This is a genomic window from Halomonas halodenitrificans DSM 735, assembly GCF_000620045.1.
Classification (GTDB): Bacteria; Pseudomonadota; Gammaproteobacteria; order Pseudomonadales; family Halomonadaceae; genus Halomonas; species Halomonas halodenitrificans.
In genome coordinates this window covers 14,350-34,082 of the sequence record NZ_JHVH01000014.1, presented here as the reverse complement: position 1 = coordinate 34,082, position 19,733 = coordinate 14,350, and the positions used below count along the sequence as shown (strand labels likewise).

22 protein-coding genes are annotated in these 19,733 nt (G+C 65.1%); 10 read left to right on the top strand and 12 right to left on the bottom strand.

Features of this window, described 5'->3' with window-relative positions; genetic code table 11:
- Nucleotides 1–78: 78 nt before the first annotated feature.
- The 3 genes from Q358_RS0107725 (at nt 79) to Q358_RS0107705 (ending at nt 2,665) form a co-directional block, all read left to right on the top strand.
- Nucleotides 79–852, top strand: coding sequence for an enoyl-CoA hydratase-related protein (locus tag Q358_RS0107725; protein ID WP_027961525.1), 774 nt, complete (start codon nt 79–81; stop codon nt 850–852).
- Between the two features lie 243 nt (nt 853–1,095).
- Entirely contained in the window at nt 1,096–1,665 is a 570-nt protein-coding gene (locus Q358_RS0107715) for a YceI family protein (protein WP_027961524.1), read from the top strand.
- A gap of 184 nt (nt 1,666–1,849) precedes the next feature.
- Complete coding sequence (locus Q358_RS0107705) at nt 1,850–2,665, top strand: ZIP family metal transporter (RefSeq protein ID WP_027961523.1); 816 nt, start codon at nt 1,850–1,852, stop codon at nt 2,663–2,665.
- 88 nt (nt 2,666–2,753) lie between these two features.
- Here Q358_RS0107705 and Q358_RS0107700 read toward each other — a convergent pair whose 3' ends face one another.
- Together Q358_RS0107700 and Q358_RS0107695 are read right to left on the bottom strand one after the other, a co-directional pair.
- Nucleotides 2,754–3,179 carry a VOC family protein gene (locus Q358_RS0107700; RefSeq protein ID WP_027961522.1) on the bottom strand — a complete coding sequence of 142 codons (426 nt, stop codon included), beginning with the start codon at nt 3,177–3,179 and terminating at the stop codon, nt 2,754–2,756.
- A 26-nt stretch (nt 3,180–3,205) separates the two neighbouring features.
- The gene (locus tag Q358_RS0107695; RefSeq protein ID WP_027961521.1) at nt 3,206–3,682 is read right to left on the bottom strand and encodes a peroxiredoxin; all 477 of its coding nucleotides are present in this window, start codon (nt 3,680–3,682) and stop codon (nt 3,206–3,208) included.
- Between the two features lie 148 nt (nt 3,683–3,830).
- On the opposite strand from Q358_RS0107695, the gene Q358_RS16815 reads away from it, so the two are divergent.
- From Q358_RS16815 to Q358_RS0107670, 5 genes are all read left to right on the top strand, one after another.
- Nucleotides 3,831–4,181, top strand: a complete 351-nt coding sequence (locus Q358_RS16815) for a hypothetical protein (protein ID WP_043487855.1) — start codon at nt 3,831–3,833, stop codon at nt 4,179–4,181.
- A 52-nt stretch (nt 4,182–4,233) separates the two neighbouring features.
- Entirely contained in the window at nt 4,234–5,079 is an 846-nt protein-coding gene (locus Q358_RS0107685; protein ID WP_027961520.1) for an MOSC domain-containing protein, read from the top strand.
- Nucleotides 5,080–5,217: 138 nt separating this feature from the next.
- On the top strand, nt 5,218–5,658 hold the full coding sequence (locus tag Q358_RS0107680) for a YtoQ family protein (protein WP_027961519.1): 441 nt from the start codon (nt 5,218–5,220) through the stop codon (nt 5,656–5,658).
- 62 nt (nt 5,659–5,720) lie between these two features.
- Nucleotides 5,721–6,095 carry a DUF488 domain-containing protein gene (locus tag Q358_RS0107675; protein WP_027961518.1) on the top strand — a complete coding sequence of 125 codons (375 nt, stop codon included), beginning with the start codon at nt 5,721–5,723 and terminating at the stop codon, nt 6,093–6,095.
- An 89-nt stretch (nt 6,096–6,184) separates the two neighbouring features.
- Nucleotides 6,185–7,159 carry an alpha/beta hydrolase gene (locus tag Q358_RS0107670; protein ID WP_027961517.1) on the top strand — a complete coding sequence of 325 codons (975 nt, stop codon included), beginning with the start codon at nt 6,185–6,187 and terminating at the stop codon, nt 7,157–7,159.
- Nucleotides 7,160–7,166: 7 nt separating this feature from the next.
- Here the strand turns inward: Q358_RS0107670 and Q358_RS0107665 are convergent, their stop codons facing one another.
- The 4 genes from Q358_RS0107665 to Q358_RS0107650 all read right to left on the bottom strand — a co-directional run bounded on the left by Q358_RS0107665 (nt 7,167) and on the right by Q358_RS0107650 (nt 11,048).
- Nucleotides 7,167–7,982 (bottom strand): M15 family metallopeptidase, encoded by an 816-nt coding sequence (locus tag Q358_RS0107665; protein ID WP_027961516.1) that lies wholly within the window; start codon nt 7,980–7,982, stop codon nt 7,167–7,169.
- A 140-nt stretch (nt 7,983–8,122) separates the two neighbouring features.
- Nucleotides 8,123–8,776, bottom strand: coding sequence for a response regulator transcription factor (locus Q358_RS0107660; protein WP_027961515.1), 654 nt, complete (start codon nt 8,774–8,776; stop codon nt 8,123–8,125).
- The gene (locus Q358_RS0107655) at nt 8,773–10,392 is read right to left on the bottom strand and encodes a PAS domain-containing sensor histidine kinase (RefSeq protein WP_084286485.1); all 1,620 of its coding nucleotides are present in this window, start codon (nt 10,390–10,392) and stop codon (nt 8,773–8,775) included. The genes Q358_RS0107660 and Q358_RS0107655 overlap by 4 nt, the downstream gene beginning before the upstream one ends.
- A 20-nt stretch (nt 10,393–10,412) precedes the next feature.
- Complete coding sequence (locus Q358_RS0107650) at nt 10,413–11,048, bottom strand: CoA pyrophosphatase (protein ID WP_027961513.1); 636 nt, start codon at nt 11,046–11,048, stop codon at nt 10,413–10,415.
- 78 nt (nt 11,049–11,126) lie between these two features.
- Between Q358_RS0107650 and Q358_RS0107645 the strand changes: the two genes are divergently transcribed.
- Complete coding sequence (locus tag Q358_RS0107645) at nt 11,127–11,681, top strand: NUDIX hydrolase (protein WP_027961512.1); 555 nt, start codon at nt 11,127–11,129, stop codon at nt 11,679–11,681.
- Between the two features lie 3 nt (nt 11,682–11,684).
- On the opposite strand, the gene Q358_RS0107640 is transcribed toward Q358_RS0107645, so the two are convergent.
- Nucleotides 11,685–11,996, bottom strand: coding sequence for a YqfO family protein (locus tag Q358_RS0107640; protein WP_027961511.1), 312 nt, complete (start codon nt 11,994–11,996; stop codon nt 11,685–11,687).
- 296 nt (nt 11,997–12,292) lie between these two features.
- On the opposite strand from Q358_RS0107640, the gene Q358_RS0107635 reads away from it, so the two are divergent.
- The gene (locus Q358_RS0107635) at nt 12,293–13,135 is read left to right on the top strand and encodes a fructosamine kinase family protein (protein WP_027961510.1); all 843 of its coding nucleotides are present in this window, start codon (nt 12,293–12,295) and stop codon (nt 13,133–13,135) included.
- Between the two features lie 18 nt (nt 13,136–13,153).
- On the opposite strand, the gene Q358_RS0107630 is transcribed toward Q358_RS0107635, so the two are convergent.
- The 5 genes from Q358_RS0107630 to Q358_RS0107610 form a co-directional block, all read right to left on the bottom strand.
- Complete coding sequence (locus tag Q358_RS0107630; RefSeq protein ID WP_027961509.1) at nt 13,154–14,269, bottom strand: ABC transporter permease; 1,116 nt, start codon at nt 14,267–14,269, stop codon at nt 13,154–13,156.
- Between the two features lies 1 nt (nt 14,270).
- The gene (gene rbbA, locus Q358_RS0107625) at nt 14,271–17,000 is read right to left on the bottom strand and encodes a ribosome-associated ATPase/putative transporter RbbA (protein WP_027961508.1); all 2,730 of its coding nucleotides are present in this window, start codon (nt 16,998–17,000) and stop codon (nt 14,271–14,273) included.
- Nucleotides 16,997–18,073, bottom strand: coding sequence for an HlyD family secretion protein (locus tag Q358_RS0107620; RefSeq protein ID WP_051530241.1), 1,077 nt, complete (start codon nt 18,071–18,073; stop codon nt 16,997–16,999). Before Q358_RS0107620 ends, rbbA begins: the two co-directional genes overlap by 4 nt.
- A gap of 103 nt (nt 18,074–18,176) precedes the next feature.
- Complete coding sequence (locus Q358_RS0107615) at nt 18,177–18,782, bottom strand: ABC-type transport auxiliary lipoprotein family protein (protein ID WP_027961506.1); 606 nt, start codon at nt 18,780–18,782, stop codon at nt 18,177–18,179.
- 11 nt (nt 18,783–18,793) lie between these two features.
- Complete coding sequence (locus Q358_RS0107610; RefSeq protein ID WP_027961505.1) at nt 18,794–19,732, bottom strand: MlaD family protein; 939 nt, start codon at nt 19,730–19,732, stop codon at nt 18,794–18,796.
- Nucleotide 19,733 lies beyond the last annotated feature (1 nt).

The window sequence follows — 19,733 nt, the reverse complement described above, 5'->3', positions numbered from 1 at the left end:
GCCGCCCAACCTAGCGTTCGCTAGGGTTGGGCGGTATCGTCTCAATCGTCTCTCAACAACAACCCGAGGAGTCCTACCATGAGCGAGAAGCTGATCGATGTGGTCGACAACGCCGGTATCGTGCGCCTGACCATTAACCGCCCCAAGGCACTCAACGCCCTGAACAGCGGTGTGCTGGCAGAGCTGGAGCGAGTGCTGGTCGATCTGGAGGGCCACTCCGACCTGCGTGCCGTGATCATCACCGGTGCCGGGGAGAAGTCCTTCGTGGCCGGCGCCGACATCGCCGAAATGCGCGACAAGACCCCCATGCAGGCCCGGGAGTTCGCCCGCCAGGCGCTGGATACCGTCAAGCGCCTGGAGGCCTTGCCGGTGCCCACCGTGGCACTGGTTAACGGCTTCTGTCTGGGCGGTGGCTGCGAGCTGGCCCTGGCCTGTGACTGGGCGGTGGCCAGCGATAACGCCATCTTCGGTCAGCCCGAGGTGTTGCTCGGCGTGATTCCCGGCTTCGGTGGCACCCAGCGCCTGCCGCGGCGCGTCGGCCCGGCCATGGCCATCGACCTGTGCACCACCGGTCGCAAGATTGACGCCCAGGAAGCGCTGCGCATCGGCCTGGTCAATCGGGTCATGCCCCAGGCGGAGCTCGAAGACTATGTCGAGGAGCTGAGTCAGCAGCTGGGTAGCAATGGGCCGCAGTCGGTGCGCGCCGCCAAGCAGGCGATCCACGACGGCATGGACCAGGATCTGGACAGCGCCCTGGCGCTTGAGAATGCCCTGTTTGCCCTCTGTTTCGCCGGCGACGAGCAGCCCGAGGGCATGAGCGCCTTCGTCGAGAAGCGCAAGCCGAACTTCTAGACCGAGCCGTCCGTGATACAGCGCGGCCGTGGCAAGAATGCCACGGCCGCGTTGCGTTTCAGGGCCGCCAGGCGATGATACGCTGACCGGAGGCCGGTCCGAGGCCCTGCCAGCTCCGTTATCAGGTCGATGTATGAGAGCCGCACCAGGCGTTCGATGTGGAGCATCTTGCACTCGGCAAGTGGCGGGCTATGGTGATAGCTGGCACTGTCGACATGAATTCTTGTAGGGGGGAAAGTCGCCATGAAAGTACTGTTAGTATCCGCGCTGCTACTGGCCACGCCGGCCTGGGCCCAGGCCGCCTGGCAGCTGGACGAGGAGCGCTCCTCGGTGCATTACGTTTCCGTGAAGGATGCTTCCACCGGTGAGATCAATTCCTTTGGCACCCTCTCCGGCACCATCGACGCACAAGAGAGTCGGGTGGTGATCGACCTGGCTAGCGTCGAAACCGGCATCGATATTCGCAACGAACGCATGCAGGAAATGCTGTTCGAGACCGGCGAGTTTGGCGAGGCCGAGGTGAGTGTGGCAATGGGCGAGGAAACCCTGTCGGACATGCAGGCAGGCGAGCATCGTCAGGCGACCCAGACCCTGAGCCTGACACTGCACGGTGAGACGCTGGAGCTGGAGGCCGAGATGCAGGCACTACGCCTCGACGATTCGAGCCTGGTGATTAGCTCGGTGCATCCCGTGATCATCTCCGCCGAGGATTTCGGGCTGGGCGAGGGCGTCGAGGCCCTGCGCGAGGTTGCCGGTCTTTCCTCCATCAGCACATCGGTACCGGTAAGCTTCAACCTGATGTTCACAAAGTGAACGCCGTCCTGGGGCGGTCGATGATCGCCCCTGCAAAGGGGCCCGCCGCCGGCGTCTCCTGCCGGTAGGTCGCTTCATCGGCCAGCAGAATGGACATGGGTAACGGAGATGGTGTCTCCTGTGCGCGTAGTGAACCCCAGTTCCAACGCCTGGGCCATCCTTACCTGTGAATGGTATCTCACGAGTGATCGACTTTCTTGTTCAGCTAGACCCTGTTCTGCAAGCGCTTCTCGCCACCCTCTTTACCTGGGGCGTCACGGCCGCTGGCGCGTCGATGGTGTTCTTTACCAACCGGCTCGACGCCCGCCTCATGGACTCGATGCTTGGCTTTGCGGCTGGCGTCATGATCGCGGCGAGCTTCTGGTCGCTGTTGTCTCCGGGCATCGAGATGGCCGAGCAACTGGGGCATATCCCCTGGCTGACCGCGGTGATCGGTTTCATGAGCGGGGGGATTTTCATGCGGCTGGCCGACCGCTTGCTGCCCCACCTGCATCCCGGACTCGGGATGGACAAGAGCGAAGGCGTCAAGACGACCTGGCAACGCAGCACCCTTCTGGTGCTGGCGATCACGCTGCACAATGTCCCCGAGGGACTCGCCGTCGGCGTGGCTTTCGGCGCGGTGGCTGCCGATCTGCCTTCCGCCACCATAGGCGGTGCCTTCGCTCTGGCCGTAGGCATCGGCATCCAGAACTTCCCGGAAGGCACGGTGGTCGCCATGCCCCTGAGACGTGAGGGAATGAGTAAGCGGAAGAGCTTCTTCATGGGGCAGGCGTCGGGCATCGTCGAGCCGATCGCCGGCGTCATCGGCGCGATCTTCGTCATGAAGATGCAGGGTATTCTGCCCTATGCGCTCTGCTTCGCCGCCGGTGCCATGATCTTTGTCGTGGTGGAGGAGCTGATTCCCGAATCCCAGCGGAAGTACGAGAATATCGACCTGGTGACCCTGGCCACGATGACCGGTTTCGCGGTCATGATGGTGCTGGATGTGTCCCTGGGCTGATTCGCGGGCGTTGCAATAATCCAACACGGCCGCGGTAGATCTGCCACGGCCGTGTTGGATTTCGGATTTCGCTGGCGAAGCTCGGAAGCTACCTGGCGAACAGCTGATTCATATCCTTGAACGCCTTGAACTCCAGGGCATTGCCGCAGGGGTCGAGCAGGAACATGGTAGCCTGCTCACCCACCTGACCCGGGAAGCGCACATGAGGCTCGATCACGAACGTCGTATCGCGAGCCTGCAGGCGCTCGGCTAGCGCCTCCCACTCATCCCAGCCCAGCACCACGCCAAAGTGGGGCACCGGTACGTCGTGGCCGTCCACCGGGTTGGTATGGGCCTGCTCCTGGGTGGGCGTCTGCGGGTGTTCGTGGATCACCAACTGGTGCCCGAAGAAGTTGAAGTCGACCCACTGCTCACTCGAGCGTCCTTCCTCCAGGTCGAATACCTCGCCGTAGAAGGCGCGGGCCGCGGGCAGATCATGGACCGGGATCGCCAGATGAAACGGGGACAGGCTCATATCACTCTCCTGAAGCACGCAAGCGCTTATAGCTGGGCCAGAACCGTGTCGGCGCTGCTCTTGTCGACGCCCTTGTCGTCGACACCCAGATACTCGACCACCCCGTCATTGACGATGGCGGCGAAGCGCTTGCAGCGAGTCCCCATGCCGCCACCGCTGGCGTCCATGTCGAGTCCCAGCGCGCGGGTCAGGTCGGCATTGCCGTCAGCCAGCATGGTGATGGCCTGGGCGTTCTGGTCCTGCTGCCAGGCACCCATCACGAAGGCGTCGTTTACCGCGAGGCAGGCGATGGCATCGATCCCCTTGGCCTTCAGCTTGTCGGCGTTGACCACGAAGCCTGGCATATGAGTGTTGGAGCAGCCGGGGGTAAAGGCGCCGGGTACCGCGAACAGCACGACTTTCTTGCCGCTGAAGAACTCGCTGGTGTGAATGTCCTCGGGGCCTTCCGCGCCGTTGGTCTTGATCGTCACGTCGGGAATGCGTTCGCCGGTCGTTATCGTCATGGGGGAGATCTCCATTATTCGGGTGGGGAAATGCATCGCCAGTCTGCCCCGGGAAAGGGGCATTCGACAAACCCGGGGCGATCTCACGGGGTGGTAATCGCTCGAGTTCTGGTATAGTCCTACCATGATTGAAGCAGACGGAGACATGATGGAAACGGAACTTAGCGAGTTCGAGCGGCAAATGCGCCGTGATATCGACAGTTTCATGGATAAGGCACAGGAAACCCGCAGGCAGGCGGCCACTTCTCCTCCGGAATGGCCGACCGACTCCGATGAGGAAACCAGGGTAAAGGCACCCCGTAGCAAGCCCGAGGGAGCGCCGAAGACCGGACATCGGGTCAAGCTGGCCGTACGCACCAAGCAGCTCGAGATGGACACCGAGTTCGAGCATGTCTCGTCGAGCATCTCCAAGATAGAGGCACAGCTGGAAGCCGAGAAGGCGGCCCGCAAGGCCGGCTATCCCATCATCGGCTATGTCATCGAGACCAGCCGGCTGTAACCCATCCTCGGCTGGGTTAGGCTTGGGGTATTCCCTGCCCCGGAGCCGTCGAATGAAGATCACTCAGCTCAATATCTATCCGGTCAAGTCCCTGGGCGCCATCGCACTGAACGAGGTCGAGCTTACCCCCGAAGGGCTCGCCTGGGATCGCCGCTGGATGGTGGTCGACGACGTGGGGCGCTTCGTGACCCAGCGCCAGTTGCCGGCCATGGCGGCCATCCGCGTCAGCCTCGAGGCCGATGCCCTGGTGTTGCGCCACCCCGATGCCGAGGCATTACGCGTGCCCCTGAAGGGAGAGGGGCAGCAACGGCTGTGGGTCCATGTCTGGGACGATCGCTGTGCCGCCCTGGATGAGGGGGACGAGGCCAGGGAATGGCTGAGAGCGGTGCTGGGCGATATCCGAGGCAGCGGCCTGCGCCTGGTACGCTTCGCGCCCGATCACCGGCGCCGCGTCGAGCCGCATTTCCTCGCTTCCGGGGAGCAGGCGCATACCGGCTTCGCCGATGGCTACCCCTTCCTGGTAGTGGGTGAGGCATCGCTTGACGCGCTGAATCGCCAGTTGGCGGCCAAGGAGCTCGAGTCGGTACCCATGAGCCGCTTTCGCCCCAGCATCGTGGTGGATCACGCGGCGCCCTTCGCCGAGGATGGCTGGCACGAGCTGGCGGCCGCCGACGGTGGCTGGCGGCTGGGGCTGCGCAAGCCCTGCCAGCGCTGCAAGATTACCACCGTGGACCAGCGTAGCGGCGAGATTGCCGTGCCGGGCGAGCCACTGCGCACCCTGGTGGAGATGAATACCCGCCTGGCCCCGGGGGGGTACTTCGGCCAGAACGCTATCCTGCTGCTTGGCGACGGCGCGAGGCTGGTCGTCGGCGACTCGGTGGTCGCGAGTTCCCGGTGAGCGGCGCGGGTCGTGGCGGCCTTCGGTGGCCGGCAGGGCGATCCAGCGTCGCCTTTCGATTAATTGGAATGCTTTTCCAATAATGCCTTTCTAGGCTATGATGCCTGACCACTCTGTTACTTGTGCAAGGAGCCTGTCATGAGCTTTCACGTCTATCTTTCCGGCGAGATTCACACCGATTGGCGCGACGAGATCCAGCACGGCGCCGAGGCGGCCGGCCTCGACGTGGTGTTCAGCGCACCGGTGACCGATCATGACGCCAGCGATGCCGCCGGCGACCACCTGGGCGAGACGCCGAGCCAGTTCTGGCGCGACCACCAGTCCTCCAAGGTCAACGCCATCCGCACGCGGACCCTGATCGAGCAGAGCGACCTGGTGGTGGTGCGCTTCGGCGACAAGTACAAGCAGTGGAATGCCGCCTTCGATGCCGGCTACTGCGCCGCCCTGGGCAAGCCCTATGTGACCCTCCATGGCGAAGAGATCGTACATCCGCTCAAGGAAGTCGATGCCGAGGCCCAGGCATGGTGCACCACCACCGACCAGGTGGTCGAGGTGCTGCGCTACGTGCTCAAGGCCTGAGTTCAAAACCGCGGTGTCGATTGGCTACACTGGGGGCAACATTCTCCACGGAGGTGACCCTCATGAGCCTGGAGTTGAAGCGTGCCTTCGACGCCGCGCATCGTGACGACGGCTATCGCGTGCTGGTGGACCGTCTCTGGCCCCGGGGAGTATCCAAGGATGACGCGAGCATCGACGAGTGGCCGAAGGAAGCCGCCCCCAGCGATACGCTGCGCAAGGCCTTCCATGCCGGCGATTATGGCTGGGGCGAATTCCGCCGCCGCTACCTGGGCGAGCTCAAGGCGCATCGCGAGCGCCTCAGGCCACTGGCGCGGCGTGCCTTGAAGGAGAGGGTGACCCTGGTGTTTGCCGCCAAGGATGAACGCCACAACAACGCCCGGGTGCTCGCCGAATACTTGGCCATGCTCGAGCCGCACCTGCGCGCCGAGACGGGTTAATGGGGCGGCCCAACGGATAACTTTCTGTCACAAGCTGCTAACTTCAAGGTAGGGCGGTGATCTTGCCGCCTTACTGCGAGGTGGCCGCCATGCTGTTTATTACCAACCGCTTTCCTACCCAGAGTATCCGTACCCGGGTCGACCGGAACTTCACCTTCGACCTCAACAATAACGCCGCCAGCAACTCGGTGTTCTACTGCGAGCGCCAGGGGGAGGAGGCCTACCGGGAAATCGGCAGCTCGGCCTTCCTCCGGCGGCTCAAGGAAGCCGGTGTCGACCAGGTGCTGATCTATATTCACGGCTTCTCCAACCTGCCCGAGGATGTGTTCACCGCGGTTCGCGAGTTCCAGGGACTCTGCGATGCCACCGAGCCCGGCGAGGTGCTGGTGGTGCCTCTGGTATGGCCCTGTGACAACGACCTGGGGGTGGTGAAGGACTACTGGGACGACCAGGAGTCCGCCGACTTGAGCGGCTTCTCCTTCGCCCGGGTGCTGCAGCGTTTCCTGGACTGGCGCGAGAACGAGCAGTTCACGCATGACCCGACCCCCTGCCTCAAGCGCATCAACGTGCTGGCTCACTCCATGGGCAACCGTGTGCTACGCGAGACCCTTCGCGTCTGGCGCAAGTACTCGCTGCCGGGCGGCGTGCCGCTGCTGTTTCGCAATACCTTCCTCATCGCCGCCGATATCGTCAACGAGTCCCTCGAGGCGGGACACAGCGGTGAGCCGATCGTGCATAGCTCGCGCAATGTGACCGTCTACTTCGCCTCGGATGACCTGGCGCTGCGTGCCAGCAAGGCCTCCAACCTGAAGAACCGCATCGCCTCCCGGCGGCTCGGCCACAGCGGCCCGGAGGACATGACCCGGGTGGCACGCAATGTGTTTGCGGTCGACTGCGACGACGTCAACACCCGCTACGATTTCCCCAAGGGGCATTCCTACTTTCGGTCGGGCATCGTGCCCGGCGAGCCCGGCGTGGTATTTCAACACCTGTTTGTTGCCCTGCAGAGCGGTCGGGTCTTTCCCGAAGACGAATCGCGTCGCATGACCATCCTGCGCGACTGAGGGGGCGTCAGGGCTTGACCGCCTGCACGTGCATCCAGTCGAAGTTGCGTGTGCGCCCCAGGCTGACCCAGCCTTCCTCCTCCCAGAGCCGCCACCAGGTGTCATACGCCGGCCGGGCCAGGCGTGCCCGGTCGCGCCCCCATTTCAGCTTGTTGTGGCTCGGGTCCCAGTCGATGGCCAGGCCCCAGGCATGGGTCGACCAGCGGGTGCCGCCGCGCTTGCGGCGCTTGTTGTAGCAGCCGCCGTAGCGATGCAGGCCCAGTTCCTTGAGGCGCTGGGGCCCGTAGTGGTCATGCACCCGTTCCAGGATGCGCGCCAGGCTGTCGGCGACCCGCTCATGGCAACCGATGCCACTCGGGTGGGTGCTCGGGTCCCAGGCCAGCGCAAGTGTCCAGGGGCAGGAGACCACCGTCAGTGGCGGCCGGCGTGTCGGGGAGCCCAGCACCGACTCCAGCTCACTCTCCCTGTGCCAGCCGTTGGGGTTGGTATCCATCGGCGGCTGGTCGCGCCAGGGGGCCGGCTTGCTGCCGGTGGCCTGGAGGGTGTGGAGCACGTCCACCGCATGCTCGGTCTGGGGCCCCCATAATCCATCGATGGGACCGGCCTCGATCTGCTGCTGCCGGCAGGCGATCTGCAGGCAGGCGACGGCCCGGCGGCGATCGCTCCAGCCGTCGGCCCCGTCGGGCAGTTGGCCGGTGTGCCCCTGCAGGGCGGCATTCACGGCCGCCAGGGTCCGGGGGCCGTGAATACCGTCGATACTGCCGTGATAGGCGTCCTGGTCGGATAGATACTGCTGGAGGGTACGCACGGCCGTCTTGTTCATGGCGCTGTCTCCTCCTCGTTGGGGTCGGGATGCCACGGCCGCCATGGCCGGGCTTACGCCCTCAGTGTAGGCGGTACCCACCATCTCGCCGACCACGGCCCTGGGATGACCGAGGCGGCGAGATGGTGGGGGAGAGAGCCTTATGGACCGCCGTCGGCGTTGTCTGGCTCCGGCAGGGTATCCACCAGACCCAGCGCCACGCACAGGCGCACCAGCTCGGCCAGATTGGCGGCGCCCAGCGCCTTCATGGCGCGCAGCCGGTAGATCTCCACGGTCTTGGGACTGATCCCGAGGTGGTCGGCCACCTCGCGGCTGGTCAGGCCACGGGCCACATGCACCAGGATCTGGCGCTCCTTGGGGCGCAGCGCCGCATAACGCTCGCGCAGTGCCTCCCGGCGGAGGCTGGCCCGGCGGGCCTGCCGATGGGCGTGAAGCGCCTGCTGCACGATGTCGATCAGCTGCTGGTGGTTGAAGGGCTTCTCGAGAAAGTCGTGGGCGCCGGCCTTGAGGGCGGAGACGGCCATGGGCACGTCGCCGTGACCGGTCATGAAGATCACCGGTGGCGCCTTGTCCCGTTCACCGAGGCGTTGCTGTACCTGCAGGCCGGAGAGGCCGGGCATGCGCACATCCAGCAGCACCGTATCGAAGCCGTCGGGGTCGGCGGCCAGGAAGGCCTCGCCATCGGCGAAGAGGCGGCTGGCGATGCCCACGGAGTCCAGCAACCAGGCCAGGGAGTCGCGCAGGGCCTGGTCATCATCGACGATGGCGATGCAGGGTGAAGTGATATCGGTCATGGACGCTGTATGGCGGCGGTGTGGTCGGGTTCGGCGAGCAGTGTAGCGGTAAAGGTGGCGCCGCCGGAACCGCCCGGTGGCAGCAGGCGCAAGTTGCCGCCCATGGCTTCCATCAGCGAATGGCTGATGGCCAGGCCCATGCCCAGCCCCTCGGCGCGGCCCGAGTGGAAGGGGGCGAAGATGCGTTCCGCCTGGTCGGGGGTAATGCCCGGGCCCTGGTCGGCCACCGTCAGGGCCACTTCGCGGCGCCCGCTGCGTCGGGCCTGAATCTGGACCCGCTCGGCGCCGGGATGGTCGCGACTCGCCTCCAGGGCGTTGAGCAGCAGATTGACCAGCACCTGCTCCAGTGCGACGGGGTCGGCGATCACCCGCGGTAGTGACGACTCGAGAGGCGGCTCGAGGTCGACCCCGGCCTGCTGGTATTGCCATTCACACAGGCGGCAGGCGGCCTCCACCACGTCTGACATGGCCACCGGCCGCGGGCGAGTCTGGCCCTTGCGCACGAAGCTTCGAATATGGCGCAGCCGCTCTCCCAGGCGCTCTACCTGTTGCTGGATCTGTTCGAGGGGCAGGCGCAGCGCCTCGGCCGGCGGGTCGGCGTCGAGCTTGAGCAGGGCACCGCTGGCGTAATTGCCAATGGTGCCCAGGGGCTGATTGAGTTCATGGGCGATGTTGGAGGCCAGCTCGCCGGTAGTGGCCAGCCGGTTGGCATGGGCGATCTGGGCCTGATGCCGGCGGGCCTGCTCCTCGGCGGCCTGACGCAGCCGAATATCGCGGTTGAGCAACGACACATGCCCCGGTTCCGTGCCGGGCCCCGAGTGCGCCATCACCACGCTGAGCACCGGCACCGGCCCATCGGGGCCGCGCATGGCGAGCTCGCCGCTCCAGGAGCCGTAGCGGGTTACCGCAGGCAGCACGATATCGCGCAGATCGCTCAGCGAGGCGTCGACGTAGGCATCTGACAGGCGGGTAGCACCATCGGGAAGGGAGAGCTGCAGGAGGTGGCGGGCGGCCTGGTTGGCGTAGAAGAGCCGCTCTTCGTCATCCATGAACAGCACGAATTCGGTGGTGGATTCCACCACGCGCGCCAGCCGTTCGCGATTCGCCTCGGCACGCAGGCGACGGCTCACGTCCCGGGAGACGCAGAGGATGTCGATCAATTCGCCGCTGGCCGGGTCGCGCCGGGTACGGCTGGTGGTCTCGAACCACACGTAGTGGCCATCCTTGGCGCGGAAGCGATAGGTCTGCTGGTAGAAGCCGTCGTGATAGTAGATTCGCGGCGACTTGTTGAGCAGGTCGGCCAGGTCGGATGGATGGAAGAGGTCATAGGCGGAGACACCGATCAGTTCTTCGGGCGCAAAGCCGAGCAGATCGCGCGCCGCCCCGGAGGCGTAGAGGAAGGTGCCGTCCCGGGCGTGGCGGGAGATCAGATCGGTGCTGCTCTCGGCCAGCCAATGGTAGTGGTCGCGTTCCGCCCTGAGGGCGCGATTCTGTTCCTCGAGCCGGGCACAGCGCTCGCCAAGGGCGGCATGCTCCTCGACCAGGCGGCCCAGGGCTTCGGGAGACGGGGCCTCGGAAGACAGGGCAGGGGAGGCGTTCCGCGAACGGTTGGGCATAGCGGCGTCGGGTCCGTGGGTCAGCCGGTGGCGTGCTGCTGAATACGCAGCAGCCGCTCGGGAAAGTAGCACAGCGGCCCCGGGGGCTCGTGATGCAGGCTTAGCGGCTGTCCGAAGCCCTCGGCCAGCAGCTCTACCAGCATCATCGCCGAGAGCCCCCAGATCACCTGGCCATCGACATGAAAGTTGGGCACATACCAGGGACGGCCATCTACCGGGATCACGTCGGTATGGTGGCGGCGATCCTCCAGGAACAGCGACAGCGGCACCTCGAAGATCAGGTCCAGCTCGGTAGGGTCGGCAACCAGCGGCAGGTCGGGCGGAATCAGGCCCACATAGGGAGTGACTCGCATGCCATGCAGCGAGGCCACTTCCGAGAGCCGCCCGAGCAGCTTGACGCGCTGCGGTGATAGCGCGATTTCCTCCTCGGATTCACGCAGCGCGGTGCTCAGCAGGTCGGGGTCGTGGGCTTCGCGCTTGCCCCCGGGAAAAGCCACCTGGCCGCTGTGGGTGTTGAGGTGGGCGGCTCGTCGGGTAAACAGCAGAGTCGGCTCGGGACGGTCGACGATGGGCATCAGCACCGCCGCCTCGGGCAGGCGCAATGACAGGCGGTGGGGTCGGTGAGCTTGCAGGCGTTCGTGTAGTTTTTCTAACATGGCGTTTCCGTCGGGTTTGGTATCTTCTTCCCGGCTGCCTTCTGCGGCGTCAAGCCCGCCAGCCTGCCAGGGAGCCCCATGAACTTCTGTAGCCACTGCGGCCATGCCGTACGTCTCGCCATCCCCGAGGGGGATGATCGCCCGCGTTACCTATGCGATGAGTGCGAGACCATACACTACCAGAACCCGCGTATTGTGGCGGGAACGCTAACGGTCAGCGGCAGCCGGGTGCTGCTGTGTCGCCGGGCCATCGCGCCTCGCAAGGGATACTGGACGCTGCCGGCGGGCTTCATGGAAAACGGTGAAACCACGCCCCAGGCCGCCGCCCGGGAGACGCTCGAGGAGGCCTGTGCCGAGACTCGGTTGCATGGCCTGTATACGCTGATCAACCTGCCGCATATCAATCAGGTATTCATGATCTTTCGCGCCGACCTCGAGGGTAGTTTCGCTCCCGGGCCGGAAAGCCTGGAGGTGGGGCTCTTCGAGGAACACGAGATCCCCTGGGAAGAGCTGGCCTTTCCGACCATCGAGCGCACGCTGTGGCACTTCTATGCCGATCGCACCCAGGGCGAGTTCCCGCTCCATGTGAGCGACATCGTGCCCGACCGCGAGCGCCAGTCCGGCGCCGGCTAGGCATCAAAGGTCTTCGAGGCGCCATGCATCGAAGGCCGGTTCCTCATAGGGGTGGGCCCGGCGAAGTGCCGCCACCGCCTCGCGAATCAGCGTGTCCTCGCAGACTAGCTCTACCTTGAGCTCCTCCACTCGCTCCAGGTCACCCACCCTGCCGATATGCGGGGTGGCGCCGTCGAGCGGGCGAAACTGCCCGGTGCCCGGCGTCTGGAAGCAGCACGCTTCGTAGTCACCGATACGCCCGGCGCCGGTGGCGAATACCGCTTCCTTGACGGCTTCGGCGTCCGCCACGGGTACGAAAAAAGCCAGCTTATACATGAATGCGCCTCCTTTTTGATGGGGTGGCCGAGCCTGTCGTTGTGCCATATTCGGGCATCAGCGTCAGCCATCGTGGCGCTTTCGGCCTACCGTGTCAGGAGGGTGGCGAAGAAAACTTGTTTATTTTTTAAATGTAGTATAGATTTTGTATAGATTTTTATGGATGTTCTGCCTTGATGCATGTGCTGTCCCTGTTTGCCGCCCCGCCCCGGGCGGCTTTTTTTGCGTGCCTTTCTCCTTGACGACTCGTCCTGTGGCGGCAAGCCTGGGGGAATTGCGCTAATGCAGGAGCCGTCATGGATGCAGGGTTGAAGAGGTGTCTGGCTGCGGCCGGATTGACGCCAAAAGGGAAGCTTGTACCGCTGTCGGGCGGTGATATCGCCGCGGTTTATCACCTGACCACCGACCGAGGCGATGTGGTGGTCAAGCATGACGCCGCCGAGCGCCTGGCCGGTGAGGCGGAGGGGCTGGCGACCCTGGCAGCGGCCGAATCGGGGCTGGTGGTTCCCGAAGTGCTGGCCCAGAGCGAGGATTGGCTGGTAATGGAGGCGCTGGAGGTAGCGTCTCGACGGCGTGATCCGGCGGCTCTGGGGGAGGGCCTACGCAGGCTGCATCGGGTGACCGGCGAGGCTCACGGCTGGCATCGCGAAAACGCCTGCGGACGCACGCCTCAGCCCAATGCACCGCTCGCCGACGGCCGTGCCTTTCAGCGCGAGCGGCGCCTGCTGCCGCTGGCCGAGGCGTGTCAGGCGCGAGGCCTGCTCGATGCCACGCTGCGTGGCCGAATCGAGGCACTTGCTCACGGCCTGGAGGCCTGGCTGCCGAATGCCCCCGCGAGCCTGATACACGGTGATCTGTGGTCGGGCAATGTGCTCTTCACGTCGAGAGGTCCCGCCCTGATCGACCCGGCGGTCTATCGTCACTATCCGGAGGTGGACCTGGCCATGCTGACCCTGTTTGGCTCGCCGGGCGCGGCCTTCTTCGAGGCCTATCGGGATGGAGCGCCTCCCGATGACTGGCCGCGCCGCGAGACGCTCTTTCAACTCTATCCGCTGCTCAACCACCTGCTGCTGTTCGGGGGCGCCTACCGCGACGCCGTGGAACGTGCGGTCTCGCGGCTGGAGATTGACACTCCCTGAACTCTCCGTGGCGCGAACTTACTGCAGCGAGCGGCGCAGCCGCGAGAGGGCGATCAGGAAGAAGGCGCTACCGATAACGGCCAGGGCCAGCAGCTGGGGCCAGATGACCGTGAGGCCGGCGCCCCGGAAGAGTACGGCCTGGGCTAGCTGGATAAAGTGAGTGGTGGGAGCGGCCAGCATGATCTGCTGGACCAGTTCGGGCATGCTCTCGCGGGGTGTCATGCCCCCGGAGAGGATCTGCATGGGCAACAGCACCAGGATGATCAGCAGCCCCAGCTGGGGCATCGAGCGGGCGATGGTGCCGAACAGGATGCCCATGGACGTGGTAGCGAAGAGGTGCAGGGCGGCACCCAGCAGGAACACTTCCACCGAACCGAGTATGGGCACCGCCAGCCAGCCCTGAACCACCAGGCGCAGTGCCAGTGCCGAGGCGGTCAGTACCACGATTGCCATGGAGCCTACCTTGGCCAACATGATCTCCAGTGGCGTTATCGGCATGACCAGGAGGTGCTCGATGGTGCCGTGTTCGCGCTCGCGGATCAGCGCGGCCCCGGTAAGAATGATCGAGAGCATGGTGATCTGATCGACCACCGCGTTGATTGCCCCGAACCAGGCACGATCCAGGTTGGGGTTGTAGGCGGTGCGAACGACGGCGTCCACGGGCAGGGTTGGCTCCGCACGATGCCGGTTCAGGAATTCGGATACTTCGCTGGCCATTATCTGCTGGATATGGCCGGCGCCGGTAAAGGCCTGGGATACCTGGGTGGCATCCACGTTGAGCTGGAGCTCGGCGCCATGTCCGCCGACCAGGTCGCGCTGAAAGTCGGGGGGAATGTCCAGGGTGAAGGTGAAGCGTCCGCTGTCCATGCCGGCGTCCATCTGCTCACGGGTAATGGGCTCGGGAGGCAGGAAGTAGGGCATCTGCAGGGCGTCGATCATTCGCCAGGAGAGTGCAGAGGCGTCTTCATTCACCACCCCGACCGTGGCACGGTGTGGCGACTCGGGTACCGCGGTGGCGCTGGTATGGATGCTCAGGCTGAAGGCATAGAGGATCAGCAGTACCATGGCCGGGTCCCGGGCCAGGCTGCGCAGTTCCTTGATCCCTAGCTGCAGAATATTCCCCAGTGATGGCATCCTATTTCTCCTGGTCGCGCAGGCCGGCCACACTGGCCAGCAGCAGCAGCGGAATTGCCACCAGAAGCGGCACGAAGTAGGGCCACAGCTCGCTGAATCCCAATGCCTTGGAGAACACCCCCCGCGTGATGATCAAGAAGTGCGTGGTGGGATAAACCTGACCGACCAGGGCGCTGATGCCTTCCATGGCCGAGACCGGGTGCAGCATCCCCGAGAACTGCACCGCCGGGATCAGGGTGATCACTGCGGTGCCGAAGATGGCGGCGATCTGGCTGCGCAGCAGGGAGGAGATCAGCAGCCCCATGCCGGTAGAACACAGCAGATAGAGCAGGGCGGCCAGGCTCAGGGTCGCCAGACTACCGCTCACCGGCACCCGGAAGACCCAAATCGAGAGCGCGACCAGGGTAGCGAAGTTGACCATGCCCATGGCCACATAGGGCAACTGCTTGCCAAGCAGGAACTCACTGCGGGTCACCGGCGTGACATAGAAGTTGGTGATCGATCCCATCTCCTTCTCGCGCACGACACCCAGTGCGGTGAGCATGGCCGGAATCATCATCAGCAACAGCGGAATGACCGCCGGCACCATGGCGGGCAGGCTCTCGACGTCGGGGTTGTAGCGGTAGCGCAGGGCGATCTCCAGACCGCTGTCGCGGGTGGCGGCGCCGGACTCCCGGGCCAGGGTCGCCAGGAAGTCACCATGAATTCCCTGGGCATAGCCGCGAATGGTATCGGCTCGGGTGGGCATGGCGCCGTCGATCCAGAAGGCCACCTCGGGAATGGCGCCGCGCTTGAGGTCGCGACCGAAGCCTGGCGGGATCTCTATTGCAAGACCGATATCGCCGCGGCGCATCCGCGCCTCCATCTCGTCCTGGCTGGTCAGGGGCGTGCGTTCGGTAAAGTAGCGCGACCCTGTCAGGTTCAGGGCGTAGGCCTGACTGGTGGTGGTCTGGTCGTGGTCCAGGATCGCGTAGTCGAGGTTCTCGACGTCGAGGCTGATGCCGTAGCCGATGATGAACATCAGCAGCATGCTGCCCAGCAGGGCCAGGGTGCCCCGCAGTGGATCGCGGCGCAGCTCCATGCTCTCCCGTCGGGTATAGCTCATCAGGCGCTTGAGGCTGAAAGCCGGCGGGTCGCGATGGGGGTTGGCCGTTTCGGTCGCCCGGGTCGTTGCCTCCGGATCCCCGGGCGGGTCGTCGGCGGCTTCCGCCAGCCAGGTGATAAAGGCCTCCTCGAGGGTCTCGGTGCCGCGCTCCTGGCGCAGTGCCTCGGGAGTGCCGCAGGCCAGTACCCGTCCGGCGTGCATCAGCGAGATTCGATCGCAGCGCAGGGCCTCGTTCATGAAGTGGGTGGAGATAAAGATGGTCACGCCCTCTTCCCGGGACAGCCTGACCAGCTCGCGCCAGAAGGCGTCCCGGGCTATCGGGTCGACCCCCGAGGTGGGCTCATCGAGAATCAGTATCTCGGGGCGGTGCAGGATCGCCACGGCCAGGGAGAGTCGCTGGCGGATCCCCAGCGGCAGGCCACCCGAGAGGCTGTCGGCGACGGCTGTCAGCGCGAAGCGTTCGAGCAACTCCTCGATACGGGCCTGACGCCGGGCCTGGGGCAATTGGAAGAGACGCGCATGCAGGGAGAGGTTCTGGCGCACGCTGAGTTCGCCATACAGAGAGAAGGCCTGGGACATGTAGCCCACGCGACGGCGTGTCGAAAGGTCCTGGGCGTCGACCCGCTGGCCGAACAGTTCGGCCTCGCCTTCGCTAGCCGGCAGCAGGCCGGTCAGGATCTTCATGGTGGTGCTCTTGCCGCAGCCGTTGGAGCCCAGAAACCCGAAGATTTCACCACGGGGGATGCGAAAGTCCACTCGGTCGACTGCGGTAAAGTCTCCGAAGCGCTTGGTCAGCCCCCGCGCCTCGATGGCAATGGTATCGCTGGCGGGGCGAGGCGGGATATTGACGGCGCGGTGCTGGCGGCGTCTCTTCTCGGGCAAGAGGTTGATAAAGGCGCTTTCGAGGTCTTGCGTTGCGGTCTGTGCCAGCAGTTCCGCGGGCGTACCGCTTGCCAGCGTGTGGCCGGCATCCATCGCGACCAGGTAGTCGAAGCTCTGGGCCTCGTCCATGTAGGCGGTGGCGACGATCACGCTCATTTCCGGGCGTGCGCTACGGATGCTTTCAATCAGCGCCCAGAACTGACTGCGCGAGAGCGGGTCGACGCCGGTAGTGGGTTCGTCGAGGATCAGCAGGTCGGGGTCGTGGATCAGCGCACAGCATAGCCCCAGCTTCTGCTTCATGCCGCCGGAGAGCTTGGCCGCAGGGCGGTCGGTAAAGGGAGCCAGGCCGGTGGCGCGGGTCAGCGCCGCGATACGCTGTTCCCGCTCGGCTCCATCCTGCCCGAACAGGCGTCCGAAGAACGCCAGGTTCTCGCGTACCGACAGGGTGGGGTAGAGGTTTCGGCCGAGCCCCTGGGGCATATAGGCGATGCGCGGGCAGGCGAGCCGACGGTGACGAATATCGCGCATATCGCCATCGAGAACCTCGATGCGCCCCTGCTGCAGGCGCCGGGCCCCGGCGAGAAGTGCCAGCAGGCTCGACTTGCCCACGCCATCGGGGCCGATCAGGCCAACCATTCGGCCGGCCGGCAGCTCCAGGCTGATATCGTCCAGGGCCAGGGTGTCACCGTAGCGCAGGGTCACGGCCTCTACGCTGGCGACCCGGCCTGCCCGGCCCCGAGTCATGGTGTCACTCGAATATCGAGGTTGTCCGGCCACTCGGCCGCGTCATCGAGCCTCAAGTAGGCCAGGCCGGGTAGCCCGGTCTTGACCTGTTCGACATGGCGACGCAGCAGCTCGGGCTCGACCCTGGCGCGAATACGGAACATCAGTTTCTCGCGCTCGCTGGCGGTCTCCACGCTCTTGGGAGTGAACTGGGCGACGCTGGCCACATAGCTGACCCGGGCGGGAATCACGTACTCCGGAGCGGCATCAAGCACCAGGCGGACCTCGTCGCCGATGGCCACTCGGCCCGCTTCGCGTGTGGGCAAGAAGAAGGTCATGTAGACATTGGTGAGGTCGACCAGGTTGAGCACCTTGCCCCCGGCTCCCAGCACCTCACCGGGCTCGGTGATGCGGTACTGAACCCGGGCCAGGCGGTCCGTGGTCAGCTCGCTATCGTCCAGGTCGGCCTGGATGCGCGTCAGGGTAGCCTCGCTGGCCTCGACCTGGGACTGGGCCTCGATCACCTGAGACTCGGAGGCGCGGATGGCCGCCTGGGCAGAGAGTACCTGGGCATTGGCCGAGGCCAGTGCCGCCTGCTGGCTCTGCCAGGCGGCGAGAGCGTCATCGAACTGCTGTTGAGAGATGGCATTGCGCTCTACCAGGCTGGCCGCGCGTTCATAGCGCTTGCGTGCCGCGGAGAGCTCGGCGCGGCGCTGGCTGACGATTGCCTGGGCAGCGGTCAGCTCGCTTTCACGCAGCGCTACCATGGCCCGGGCCGTCTCGAGCGCATTCTCGGCGCGTCGCTGCTGGGCCCGTGCCTGGGCGAGCTCGGCCTCCAGGGTCGCGGTATCCATGCGGGCGACCGCCCGGCCTGGCTCCAGGATCTCGCCCTCTTCGACCAGCACCTCGGCCAGGCGGCCGGGAAGGCGCGTGGCAACATCGATCTCGGTGGCCTCGATGCGTCCGTTACCCGTTGTCAGGCCCGGGTTCTCGGCCTCCGGCCGGAGGCTCCACCAGGCCACGCCCGCCAGCAATGCGACGGCGGCTGCAACAAGGATGATGTTTAGCCAACGGTTGACGACGCGCTTGCCCATGCAGAATCACCTCCTTCCCGGAATGCCTTTCATGATGCCAGGGTGGAGCTCAGGTTGGTCTGCTCTATATCAATATATGGGCTTATTCTGTTGATGGGGACGCCTATAGTGTGTCGATCGTCCAGCCTATCAGTGCTTCGGCAAGGGCGTCGGATGCCCGTCCCAAGGCCTGCACCGCCGCTTCGGGGGTGGCATCACCGACCGTGGATGTCATCTCGAAGCGCTGGCTGGACAGCAGTTCGCGGCTGGACTCGTCAATCAGCTGGGCGTCGAGGCCTACCATGGCGCGGTGGACATTGCCATCGAGGCGCAGGTGGAAGGCAGTGAGGTGGCCGGTCAGGGTGATATCGCTGCGTGCGTGACTCGCGTCGTCGAGCACACCCTTCAGGCGTCCAGTGTGGCGATACGCCTCGAGGAGCCGCTCCTGCAGCAAGCGTGGGGCATCGTCTCGCCAGCGCACACCGGTCCAGACCGCGTACTCGTCTGGGGACGGCATTACCAGCAGCCGGTTGCCGCCGTGAGGCGCGCTGGCGGTAAGGGTATCGATACGCAGGGTGGCCTCGGTGGCGGGACCGGAGGCATCGAGGTACGCGCTTGCCGGCAGGGCGAACTGGCGCTGTGGCTCCCGGTCCGGGAGGATTGTGCAGCCGGCGGTCAACAGCAGCAGGCCGAGCAGTATCGAGACAAGGTAGTGGGGATGAATCTTCATGGTAGTCAAGCTCAAGGAGTGTACTCAGGCAGCGGGTCGCGTCCCAGCAAGGTGTCGGTGGGGCTCTCTTCGAGGCCCCGTAATAAACGGTTGAGGGTGCGAAGTGCTGCGTGCAGCTCTTGTATGGCGGGGTCCAGTTCGCTCATCCCCTGAAGGCCGCGGGCGATGTCCTGCTGATGGTCGGCGGTCAGGCGGTTCAGGCGACCGGCACCCTCCTCGAGAACAGTCATGGCGCCCTCGGCACGCGCCAGGGTGCGGCGGCCCTCTTCGTCCAGCAGCCGGTCGGCCCGTTCACCCAGCCGGGAGTATGTCATCAGGGTGGCATCGGCCCGGGCCAGGGTGGTGCCCAGCTGCTCGCCAAGCGCTGCCAGATCAATATCCTTGCCGGCGAGTGTTGCGGTGGCCCGCTCCAGGTTGGCCAGGCTGCGTGACAGGTGCTCGACGTTATCGTCTGAGAGCAGCCGGTCGGCGCCGTCGAGAAGGCGGTTGAAGCGAATCATCAGCTGCTCGCTATTGCTCAGCAGCGAGCTGAGCGGTGAGGGGTGGGCGCGGATCACCGGTGGATTGTCACGGCTGCCCGCGAGGCGGTCACTCTCCGGGGTGCCTCCGTAGAGCTGGATGTTCATGCTGCCGGTGATATTGGCCAAGGCGAGACTGGCGCGGGTATCGGCCTTGATCGGTACGCTGGCGTCGATACGGACCAGGGCGTGTACCCGGCGCGGATCCGTAGGGTCCAGGTGCAGTTCGGCCACATTACCCACCTCTATGCCACTGTATTGAACGGCATTGCCCTCGGCCAGGCCACTGACGGCGCGATCGAAGACTATCTCGTACCAGGCGTCATCACGGTCGAGGCTCGACTTGCCCAGCCACAGCGCAAATAGAAGAGCGCCACCCAGGGCGAGCACGGTGAACAGGCCGATCAGCACATGGTGAGCACGAGGTTCCATG